9 protein-coding genes and 4 pseudogenes are annotated in these 9,995 nt (G+C 56.9%); 3 read left to right on the top strand and 10 right to left on the bottom strand.

The window, feature by feature from the left end; all coding sequences use genetic code 11:
• The 7 genes and pseudogenes from BN2476_RS36455 to BN2476_RS36425 form a co-directional block, all read right to left on the bottom strand.
• Window positions 1–100, bottom strand: a 100-nt coding sequence (locus tag BN2476_RS36455) for an acyl-CoA dehydrogenase N-terminal domain-containing protein (RefSeq protein ID WP_143810968.1), incomplete at its 3' end; no start/stop codon positions are given.
• Complete coding sequence (locus BN2476_RS49990; protein WP_438942930.1) at window positions 97–549, bottom strand: hypothetical protein; 453 nt, start codon at window positions 547–549, stop codon at window positions 97–99. The genes BN2476_RS49990 and BN2476_RS36455, both read right to left, overlap by 4 nt.
• 396 nt (window positions 550–945) lie before the next feature.
• Window positions 946–1,596, bottom strand: a complete 651-nt coding sequence (locus tag BN2476_RS36445; RefSeq protein ID WP_087739047.1) for a hypothetical protein — start codon at window positions 1,594–1,596, stop codon at window positions 946–948.
• A gap of 19 nt (window positions 1,597–1,615) precedes the next feature.
• A complete protein-coding gene (locus BN2476_RS36440; protein ID WP_087739049.1) occupies window positions 1,616–2,005 on the bottom strand; it encodes a hypothetical protein in 390 nt (129 codons plus the stop codon).
• Window positions 2,006–2,177: 172 nt separating this feature from the next.
• Window positions 2,178–2,660 (bottom strand): annotated as a pseudogene (locus BN2476_RS36435) (IS5 family transposase); the annotation flags it as partial.
• A 64-nt stretch (window positions 2,661–2,724) separates the two neighbouring features.
• Window positions 2,725–3,978 carry a group II intron reverse transcriptase/maturase gene (ltrA, locus tag BN2476_RS36430; RefSeq protein WP_087739046.1) on the bottom strand — a complete coding sequence of 418 codons (1,254 nt, stop codon included), beginning with the start codon at window positions 3,976–3,978 and terminating at the stop codon, window positions 2,725–2,727.
• A 519-nt stretch (window positions 3,979–4,497) separates the two neighbouring features.
• Window positions 4,498–5,019 (bottom strand): annotated as a pseudogene (locus tag BN2476_RS36425) (IS5 family transposase); the annotation flags it as partial.
• A gap of 880 nt (window positions 5,020–5,899) precedes the next feature.
• Between BN2476_RS36425 and BN2476_RS36420 the strand changes: the two are divergent.
• The 3 genes and pseudogenes from BN2476_RS36420 to BN2476_RS49985 all read left to right on the top strand — a co-directional run.
• Window positions 5,900–6,187: a helix-turn-helix domain-containing protein gene (locus BN2476_RS36420; RefSeq protein WP_087739045.1), complete on the top strand. Its 288-nt coding sequence runs from the start codon at window positions 5,900–5,902 to the stop codon at window positions 6,185–6,187.
• A 96-nt stretch (window positions 6,188–6,283) separates the two neighbouring features.
• Entirely contained in the window at window positions 6,284–6,718 is a 435-nt protein-coding gene (locus BN2476_RS49800) for an IS110 family transposase (RefSeq protein ID WP_087739044.1), read from the top strand.
• Window positions 6,719–6,798: 80 nt separating this feature from the next.
• A pseudogene (locus tag BN2476_RS49985) lies at window positions 6,799–6,978 on the top strand (transposase); the annotation flags it as partial.
• A gap of 65 nt (window positions 6,979–7,043) precedes the next feature.
• On the opposite strand, the gene BN2476_RS36405 reads toward BN2476_RS49985, so the two are convergent.
• From BN2476_RS36405 to BN2476_RS45920, 3 genes and pseudogenes are all read right to left on the bottom strand, one after another.
• On the bottom strand, window positions 7,044–7,457 hold the full coding sequence (locus BN2476_RS36405) for a TetR family transcriptional regulator (protein WP_173819708.1): 414 nt from the start codon (window positions 7,455–7,457) through the stop codon (window positions 7,044–7,046).
• Window positions 7,454–8,986, bottom strand: a complete 1,533-nt coding sequence (locus BN2476_RS36400) for a site-specific integrase (protein ID WP_235851115.1) — start codon at window positions 8,984–8,986, stop codon at window positions 7,454–7,456. The genes BN2476_RS36405 and BN2476_RS36400 overlap by 4 nt, the downstream gene beginning before the upstream one ends.
• Window positions 8,987–9,455: 469 nt before the next feature.
• Window positions 9,456–9,995: pseudogene (locus BN2476_RS45920) on the bottom strand (hypothetical protein); the annotation flags it as partial.

The following is a 9,995-nucleotide window of genomic DNA, read 5'->3' as shown; positions in this document are numbered from 1 at the left end:
GGCCGGCTTCTTCGAAGCCAGGCAACTTTGCAATGTCTTCGATGCCGCTCAGCTCGCTGAGCACGAAAAGCATGTCTTTGACGGGGGCGGTGTAGCTCATGGTGATCGTCCAACCAAGCGGTCGATGGATAACTGCCACGACGCCCGAAAGGGAACTGGCCAAGCCGTGACGATATAACCGATCGTACCGGCATATGCCGCGCGCAAGCTGTCCAAACCTGCCCACGTAGTGACAAATTCGGCCACGGCGGACAGGCGCGCCTCGCCGCCTGGCGTATCACCCAGCGTCGACGGGCCGTCGGTAGGTGCCGGGCGCGCTGCCCGTGCAGTGGCGGAACGCGCCGTGAGATGCGCTCGGATCGCACAGCGTGCGGACCGAGCGTCGGAGATCGCGGCCTCCCCAATCGTCGGCAGATCGGGCAGCTCGCCCGCAAAATACTGGCGGACGCGATGGCTGACAAGTTGCTTGCTGAACGACTCGAAGATCCAATCATCCGGGGAGCGCGCGAGAAACTTGCGCAAATTGCCTCTGCGTTGGCGGATCGGCATGTCGAGAAAGGCTGCGCTGCCTGGTTATCACGCGAATAACCCGGTGAAATCTGGACCTGACGATATCAACCCACAGCACTTCACTTTGCCGGCGCAGCCCGACGCGAATTCCACCATTGCAACCCGGGACAAATCACGTTTTCTAGCGGCAAATTGCAGGATGAGCACATCTCCACAACCACACATCTCGGCGACGGCCGACAACGTCACTCCGGGCCATGCCGGCAGACGGTTCTGCCTTGAGGCGCAGATCATTCGACGGTGTCTCAGCGGCGACATTGAAAGCGACATCCTGCAAACCCCATGGCTGTGGGGCTGTTTTCAAAAGGGGCGGAGGATGGCCTGTAGGTCAGAAGTCAAAAACATAAATCTAGATTCCTATCTCTCGGCCCTGGGTCAGGCAATGTATGTCCTGTCCATGCGCTTCGCTGCATTAACGATGCTGTCACGCCGGTCAAGCGCATCCATCGGGGCGACAGGCTGGCCCGCACGCTCGCCTGTACCCAAAATCCATCCGTTCTTGAAATGGAACCAGGCGGCGATTTTCCATGAATCGGCGATCGGACCAAGTACATCAAGGATCTCCTTGATGACCGGCAACGGCTGGCACATGATGTCGAACTGATAGCCCGCAAAGTATTCCTTGCCGCCGATGGATACGCTAAATATGCTGCCATGGCGCTTCCAGTCGCTGGCGGGCTCCGCCTTGTTGGCGGGCGGCACAGCCTGAAGCTCGTTGATTTGCTCCGCCGTGAGCCACTCGCCTCGAGTCAAGACCGCGCGCATGGTCTCCTGACGCCGAATGCGCTCCTCGATCAGGGGTGCGACCGGCGCCCCCAGGCCCGTGATCGCGGCAGCAAGATCGTCCGCCCGCTTGAAAACCGCTTCTTCGAAACGAGTTTTCGTCAGAAGCGCCACGACCAGATCCTCCAAACCTCGTTTCAGGGAAGGCACGATGGCGGGATCGGTGCCGACAGGCAGGCTTACGCTGAGCACAAGGCCGTCGGTCGGGGTATCCGTGTTCGGTTTGTCATGGGCTCGGATCATGGCCGCCTCACTTCGTCACTTAAGTCTCTGGCATTCCGGGGGTACCGTCAGCTTTCAACTTTTCTGCCAGCAGTTCGCGAACGCGCTTCATGGTCCAAGTGATCTCGGCCGGGGAAATGTCCCACTGTCCCGAGGTTACTTTCCGGGTCGCGTCGATTTCGATCCGGGAAAGCGTATCGAACAGCGATTGCGATTGACTCTCGGCGCGTTGCCGGCGCACGTAAGACGCAAGCTGTTGGACAAGGTCTTCGCACGCTTCGTATCGCTTGAATAGCTCTTCATCGGTCAGCCCGGAGATAAGCCGATCACCGGCCCGACGGAGCAAGACTTTCGGCTGGTACCCACCGACGGCGCCCTTGGCTGGCTCTCGAGGAAAATCATCAGGAATGGCCGGATAATTCGTGGTCATTTGTCGCACCGACTCCTTAAAAGGCATGCCCTGCACTTCTAGGGAAACGCTGATTAATAGGCCATCCCGCGAGCTTGTCGGCGGCGCTGGCGCGGAAATTCCGGATGTCGAAGTGAAGCACAGCCAATTCGGGTGGGTTTTGCACGGGGAAGCGCCTCATTTCTCGCATTTCTCATACACATGACGGACTGCTCCCATGAACCGAGTGCAATCGGTTTCGCGCGATCACCAGGTTCGCCAACGCGAACAGACTGAACAGTTGCGCCGTGTTCTTGGCCAGGCCCTTGTAGCGCACCTTGCGATGACGGAACAGGTTCTTGACGATATGAAACGGATGCTCGACCCGAGCGCGGATTTGTGCCTTGGTTCGCTCGACGGCGGTCACCAGATCCTTCAGCGGACCGTCCTGCATCGCCTTGATCTTTCCGCGCTTGGCCGCCACATGCCATTTCACCGGCTTGCCCTTCATTTCCTCGCGTTTGTCCACGCCGATGTAACCCGCGTCGCCAAACGCTTCCTCTTCATGCCCGTGCAGCAGGGCGTGGGCCTGCGAAACATCCGATACGTTGGCCGCCGTGCCCACCACGCTATGCACCAGTCCCGAATCGGCGTCGACCCCGATGTGGGCCTTCATGCCAAAGTGGTGAGTAGGCCCGGGGAGTCCCACCCCGAGCCTCTCGCAGAACCGTACGTGACACTCTCGCGTCATACGGCTCCCGTTATCCAACCTTCGATCCGGCGACACGCCAATGATGGAACAACGTTGGGCTGGCGACCTGCATCTTGCGCACCCACTCCACACTGCGTCGATGGCGACCGTGAAGAGCCTTGTACTTTCGCCGCGCCCAACGTTCAAGCGCACGATCGATGTGCTGAAAGAAGCGAAGCATGGCCGTCTGGTAAAACGCACCATAGTAGTTCCACCATCCTTGTATCACTGGGTTGTATAGCATCGCTAGGTCGGCAAGCGTGACATGGGTCTGTCTATTGAGCCGCCACCTTCGCACAGTCTGCCGCATCCGCTTCAAGGCGTCCTTGCTAGCTCCCGGAAGGAAGCTGGTAAATAGCCTGTTGTGCTGGCTATACGCTTTCCGCGGCCGGAAAGTGAAGCCGAGGAACGTAAAGCTGACATGCGGATGGTTCTCGGTACGATTGCTGTCCTTGCAATACACGACCTTCGATTTCTCGGGATGCATCGTCAGCCCACAGTCCGCCAGCCGTGATGCGATGGACCGCATCACGTATTCCGCCTGCTTTTGGCTACGGCAGTGAACCACCGCGTCGTCTGCATAGCGGGCAAACGGGCAGTTTGGACTGTTGCGTTGCATCCAATTGTCGAATGCATAGTGCATGAACAGGTTCATCAAGATAGGACTGACCACCCCGCCCTGCGGTGTGCCGCGCTCCCGTGGTATACGCGTGCCTTCCTCCGTCTCGAACGGTGCGACCAGCCACCGCTCGATGTACAGAAGAATCCAGTTTTCCTTGATGTGGGCGCGCACCGCCTTCATCAGCAGCCCGTGATCGATTTGATCGAAGGCCGCCTTGATATCAAACTCCACCACCCAGTCGTATCGCCAACAGCGTTCGCGAGTAATTGCGACGGCCTGCTTCGCTGATCGTCCTGGCCGATACCCATAAGAGTCCGAATGGAAGATCGCGTCGAGATCCGGCTCGATGATAAGTTTGACCACGGTCTGCGCGACACGGTCCGTGACCGTGGGCACACCCAGCTTTCTCGTGCCTCCCGATGCTTTGGGAATCTCCACCTGCTTGACCGGGGGTGGCAGGTATGATCCCGACGACATCCGGTTCCACAGCTTGTACAGATTCTTCGACAGGTTCTGCTCGAACTCGGCGATGGTTTCATCGTCGATGCCTGCAGCCCCACGGTTGGCCTTGACCTGCTGGTATGCCTCCCATACTGTGCGTTTCGCAATGCTATAAGGTTTCGCCGCAATCACGTTGTTCATCCCCGTAGGTTGACAACGTTTATCGGCAGGATAACGTCACCCCTTCGCTCCACACCCATTACAGGCGCTTCCACGCTACTACGGGTGACTCCGCCCCTTGGTCCAGCATCGGTATTCTTCCTCATGGTTTCTGCCATTTGTCATTTCCCTTCGCATCTGGAACAAGGTTCTCACGTTCCGTACCAAAGCCTGTATTGAGATCATGCCGCCTATACACCGGCTGCCATCGGGCCCGTAAGCAGGTATCGTCCCGATTTGTCCTGAAGCCAATGGTCTACCTCAGTTTCGACAGCGCCTTTGGGCATAACGATGCGTCATCGGACGGTTTGCTTTCGCTCATCTTCTCAATACGTACCTGCCACCCTCGGCGGGTGACTTTTCCACAGTCGCTCACCACCACGCCTTTTGAACGCAGCAGCACCGGGCGGTTTGAAGTCTGCTCCTGCAAGCCGACTCCGGAAGGCCTCCTTCCATCTTCAGTACAGCATCCCAAGCTTGCGCTCAGGTTCGTGACACACGCCATTGGTTACCTTTCTTGGCCTGATGCATCTCCGGGTCGCGGCTCTTCTCGGCGTTTTTGGTCGACGGCGGCGCTTCGATGATCGTCGCATCAACCAGCGTACCTTCCTTCATCATCAACCCGCGCTCGCACAACGAAATGCCGATCTCGTCGAACAACTTGCGCGTCAGATCATGGTCAACCAGCAGGCGCCGGAACTTCAACAGCGTGGTCGCATCCGGCACGTCCTCAACAGCCAGATCGATGCCGGTGAAGGCACGCATCGCGATGCTGTCGTACAGCGCGTCTTCCAGACCTTCGTCCGACAGGCCGTACCACTGCTGCAGAAAGTAGATGCGAAGCATCCGCTCCAAACCAACCGGCGGACGGCCCCGCTTGCCCTTCGGGTAGTACGGCTCGATCGCAGACAGCAAACGCGACCACGGCACGACCTTTTCCATCTCTGCCAGGAAGCGCTGGCGTTTGGTCACTCGCTTCTTGCCAGCACTTTCCGCTTCTGCAAAGCTGATCTGCCGCTTCATCACTATGGGTCCGTTCCGTGAGCGTCCTGCTACAACGTCCTCGGCTACGTCTGCGATGACGGCCGAGCCTGATAAATCAGCGATTCCCTAGGGGCGCATTTAGGATAAGACGCTATCGCAAGCGACCGTCGAATTGCAGTGATACGGGCGCAATCAAGACGGGAATCCGCTGGCTTAGCATGTTCTGAAAGCGTTAAACATGCTGGTTGGTAGCGACAGTATCAAAGCTCCGCTCGCTTACCAGTTCTGGTGGCGATGCGAGATAGCGCCGAATTCGTGTGCACGGTCTCAGTTCACCTTGACTGGTCGAATACCATCTCCAGGGTTCGTCGCCTGCGTTTGTTTCTCGCTCCCGCCAAATGCCGGCGACCTGGTAAAGATGTAGGCCGATACCATCGGTGGCTCGATCCAGTACGTAGACGAGGAAGCTATCCCGCTGGCATTCCGAAACCGCCTCGAGCAATACTTCGGGACCAGCTAATAGCCATCCAGTCGGCAGCGACGCATCACCCCGTCGTTTGGAGGACGCGACCACCAGAAAAGTCAGGGGCTCGTCTGTCCACACGACGCAGTCCCACGCCTGGAGGGGCGTCGCAAGTTGCTGTTTGAACGGGTCACGCTCGGCCCAAGTCGCATCCGTCACTAACATCCATCTTCCTTGGTAACTAACTCACATCCTATCGTACAGTGCACCCGCCGCCCGTTCCCGTGGATACGCGGTGCCTGCAACGGGATATCTTCGCTACGTGGCCTTTGGCAGTCGCATCCTGCCCGGCTACGTCGCACATTGGAAATCGCTGATGGTAACAAATGAACACTATAGATTGTAGCTCTTTAATGTTCGAAATGAGTACATCAAGTCCTTTATGGGAGGACTTGCATGCGCTCCGAGGCCGAGTTCGGCAACGCACTGAAGCGACTTCGCGAAATAGTCAATGTCACGCAGGAGGATTTTGGGTTGATCTCCAGTCGGACGTACATAAGTACGATCGAACGCGGTCTGAAATCGCCCACACTTGGAAAGATCGAGAAGTTAGCGGGAGTGCTTGGAATCCACCCGCTTACATTGTTGACCGTCGCCTACATGGACCGATTCACTTCGAAAGATGTCGATCGGGTGACGAATGTTCTGCGCGCACAGTTACTGGAAATCTTCGGAGACAAGTGACAGTAACAGCGGTGAGTGATCGCAGTGGTTCAAATTGACAATCTATACATTCCACACCGGAACTCGTCGTGTCTGATCCGCCGGTGCTGGATTTATATGGGTCTCGATGTATCGCAGAAGTCGACTGCTTTTTGCGTAGTCGACACGGACGGCAATACCGTCTGGCGTGTAACAGCAGCATCGAATCCGCAGGCTATTGACGAAATTATCCGGCAACGGGCTCCAGAAGCGCGGCGCGTCGGAATGGAAACGGGTCCACCTGCGGTGCGGTTCTACCACGGACTGCGAGACAGGGGCGTTCCAGTTGATTGCGTTCATGCCCGCCATGTACACGCTGCGCTTGCAACGCAGTTAAACAAGACCGACAGCAAAGACGCTCATGGGATTGCACAACTCACGTGCAGTGGCTGGTATCGCCCTGTCGAGGTCAAGAGCGTGGTGTGCTCAAGAAATTCGGTGTTGTGCTGGCTCCCGGTACGCGCAGCACATTCGAGAGGCTTGTCGAACAGCATACGCCCTCGACATCGCTGATCCATGGTGTGATTGGCATCCTGCTCAAGAGCTGGAGACATATCGACAGGCAGGTCCGCGAAACCGATCACGCGCTTCAGCGAATCGCTCGGGCCAGCGATGTCTGCCGCCGTCTGATGACAGTCCCGGGTGTCAGTGCGACGACAGCGGTAGCATTCGCTGCTGCAGTCGACAATCCGGATCGATTCGGTCGCGTCACTGACATCGGACCGTATCTGGGCTTGACGCCAAGAAAGTATCAATCGGGCGAGGTGGACCATTTCTTGTTTTTTGATATCCCATCCGAGTAATTACGCTAGAGCTGCGCAACGTGTTTTTGCAGCCACTAAGCATTATCCCGACGAGGCAAAACACGCACTCTTCCGGATATCTGGCCGCGTAGGCAGGCGATCTCGTCGCTTAACGTCTCGTTAACCGATGCCAATCTAGCCAGATCATCTTTGGCAACGCGAAGTTGATTCCGCAATTCACGTAAATCGGCACGGGCTTTGTCCAATTCGGCCGCCTTCGCATCGCGCTGCTCGCGCATGGCACGGCCAATCCGCGCTCGGATTTCTTCGGCGATATCCGGATAAGTGTTATGGATAAGGCTCGCGCTGACTCCCGCCTCAGCGGCTACCGCCGTGATGCTCAATCCCAGGCCCTTTTGCTTGACACGTGAAATCGCAAGATACAACTGCTGCTGCGTGGCCGCACGGTTCCGCGGTCGAGAACGCCGCGTGTAAGTGTCTCTATTCACGAGTGTCTCCGCGCCTTTTCATATACTTCTATCTGGCTATCGGACGGTAGCGGTACATGAAGGTCCCTCAGAACCTCTTCAGAGCGCCGTATTGCGCGCTGAGCCTTCTGGACCACGGCGGGCCCACAGTCGGTTACGGCTGCCAAGCGCAGATTCTCAAGGTGAATCATCTGCCATGTGGTAGCCTGGTCGCTATCAATTACGGCCTGCGAGCATCCAGCACAGTTCATAGGCTCGTACACGCCTTGCCCTTGACAAATCCGAGTACCACTAAGGCACCATGCATGACCAGTATTTCGGATCTCAACTGCTTCGGCCGTATATTGCAGCAGGTCTCTTGAGTGTCTGACCGGCGTAGCGCGGGTTCGGAGAATCTTTCGTCCCGCTCCTCCACTAAGGGGGGCGTCGGACTGCATCCAACCTTCGATCAACCCTAGGCGTGCCTCAATTTGCTCAGCTTCCATCTCGCGGTACAAACCGAGATCTTGGTATGGGTTAGAGGCGTAAAGCTGCGTCCACGACATTGTGGAGTGCTTCAATTGCCATTTTAGGAACACTAGCCCCATGCGTCCCAAGCGCGAGTTAGCCACGTTATAGGAAAACGTGCGACGACATTGATAGTTGGCCAACTTCCATTCACAGCCCGCAGCACGAGCTAAGACTCTTAGCTGACTGCAACAAGCCAGCACGCTCATCACCTCTACGCGTGAGCCAGTGCCGAGGTGATCCGAGTGAGTCTTATCGAGAGACAAAAACAGGTGCTGCCCAATTTCGCGAACATGGTTGAGTCGCTCTACCGCCTCCGGAACTGTCACGCCGCCTTCGATAAAGCCGTCTCCGATTGCTCTCTGTTGCAACTGCACTTCGAGCCAATGAGCCTCCTCTAACAGACGTGCCTGCAACGGCCCGGCGTAACGCTGTAAGATTGCGAGAGCCCGTAGCGCTTCCGGCGGGACGAGGAAATCGACTACTCCCCTCCCTGTTTTGGTTTCCTTAGTTCGCACCCAGTGAAATGACACCTCATTCCGGACTTCGGTTCGCCAGCAATTGTTGGTCAGGTCCACACTTTCGGAGTTGCGCATTCCCGACGTCACCTGAGTGAGGTACAGGACTGCGTCGCGGACTGCAATTAGCTGAGAGGCATTTGGTCCATACTTTCCGCTATCTCGCATCTGAAAGAGCATCTCCGCTTCATCAAGGCGTGCTTCGCAGTACGCAAAGAGATCACGCTGCACCTGGCGGGGAATTACAGGCGTCTTGCCGGTACGGCCGGTCGGCCCATCAGTTTCAGCACCGTCACGCCCGCACGCACGAAAGAGTTTTTCGCCGCCCCAAGGATGCTCGACGAGAGGATGCAGTACGTCCTTGGGGAAGTGCCAGATAAGTTCGACAATTTCAACTCTTTTCCTGACGGCGTCTGGCGCGACCGTGCGCTTGGACTCTGAAATATAATCTGACAGATGCAGTGCGCGTACCTGACTGAAGTCGGTTATACCCAAAGACGTTAGGTGTCTAAGTAAATGAGGCATTGATTTTGCGGGCACAACCAAGGAGTTTGCCCCCCATGGTTTGCCGTGCGGTCCACGACGGAGTGCGCAATATAAAGCTGCCTTGACATCGTTCAACAGTGCACGGGGAACGTCGGTTGGCCATTTAATTGTGAGATGCGACTTCGTTCTATTCTTGGTCACCTGTTCCGGAAACAAATTCCATTCTGGGTCACCAAAAAAACTTACCGCGTACTCTCCCCCTCGTCCGTCGGACACTGCAGTCACAACAATTGAGTTCCGTTCCGCCTGCGTTAGCCCTGCCAAACTGACAGGTTGGGAAGCAAGGAGCTTGGATGCTCGCGGCCGTTCGCGGATTAGCGGCTTATCTATAACTGACGATCGTCGCTTCGTCGAACCGGTGCCGCTGGATGCTTCGCCCTTCTTGGGCTTTGTCTTTCTTGGCTCCGCTAATGCCTTGTCCCGCCTACTGTGGGGCTCAGATAGCTGTCTATTGGGCATACGACTCTCCGACAATGGTCGTATCGCTTCCGTTTAAAGGCAGGCGTCCGTGACGGCTCAGCTTCATCTGGTGTACCCAGAAAGGATGCAGCCCACGTTGCAGCATTTTGCGAGCTTCGTTGATAATGCCGCCAGGAAACTGACGCTGCGTGAAGCTATCGATGTAGGGGATCGCGATGCGATAGCGGTCACGGAGGTCTTCTAACATTTCGTCGTTTGTTCGCTCGCCCCCCGGCGTAGTATCGAGGTAGTTTAGTTCCTCCTGCGCGAACGCCTGAAAGCTAAACAGCCGCCACAACTCCTCAGGCGTCCCGACGACGGCGAAGCTGGAGCAGAATAGGCACATGACATAACGGTCGCAATGGTTGTATCCGTCGCCAGGCGCGTATTCACCGTTAAGCGTATCCTTGCATCCCGCAACTGGCGTAGGCTCCGGCGTCCCGGCTGACTCTATGCTCGCTACGGACCTTACAGGCTTAACTTCGATGGCGCGCGGCAAAGCGCGAGGCGAGAGGTGGCTCCGCTTGTT

Source organism: Paraburkholderia piptadeniae, from assembly GCF_900007165.1.
GTDB classification, from domain to species: Bacteria; Pseudomonadota; Gammaproteobacteria; order Burkholderiales; family Burkholderiaceae; genus Paraburkholderia; species Paraburkholderia piptadeniae.
The sequence above is the reverse complement of the archived record's forward strand: the minus strand, read 5'-3'. Positions and strand labels throughout refer to the sequence as shown.

Coding starts and splice junctions, on each gene's coding strand:
- BN2476_RS49990 (WP_438942930.1), bottom strand. CDS start 549: ATGCCGATCCGCCAACGCAGAGGCAATTTGCGCAAGTTTCTCGCGCGC.
- BN2476_RS36445 (WP_087739047.1), bottom strand. CDS start 1,596: ATGATCCGAGCCCATGACAAACCGAACACGGATACCCCGACCGACGGC.
- BN2476_RS36440 (WP_087739049.1), bottom strand. CDS start 2,005: ATGACCACGAATTATCCGGCCATTCCTGATGATTTTCCTCGAGAGCCA.
- ltrA (WP_087739046.1), bottom strand. CDS start 3,978: ATGAACAACGTGATTGCGGCGAAACCTTATAGCATTGCGAAACGCACA.
- BN2476_RS36420 (WP_087739045.1), top strand. CDS start 5,900: ATGCGCTCCGAGGCCGAGTTCGGCAACGCACTGAAGCGACTTCGCGAA.
- BN2476_RS49800 (WP_087739044.1), top strand. CDS start 6,284: ATGGGTCTCGATGTATCGCAGAAGTCGACTGCTTTTTGCGTAGTCGAC.
- BN2476_RS36400 (WP_235851115.1), bottom strand. CDS start 8,986: ATGCCTCATTTACTTAGACACCTAACGTCTTTGGGTATAACCGACTTC.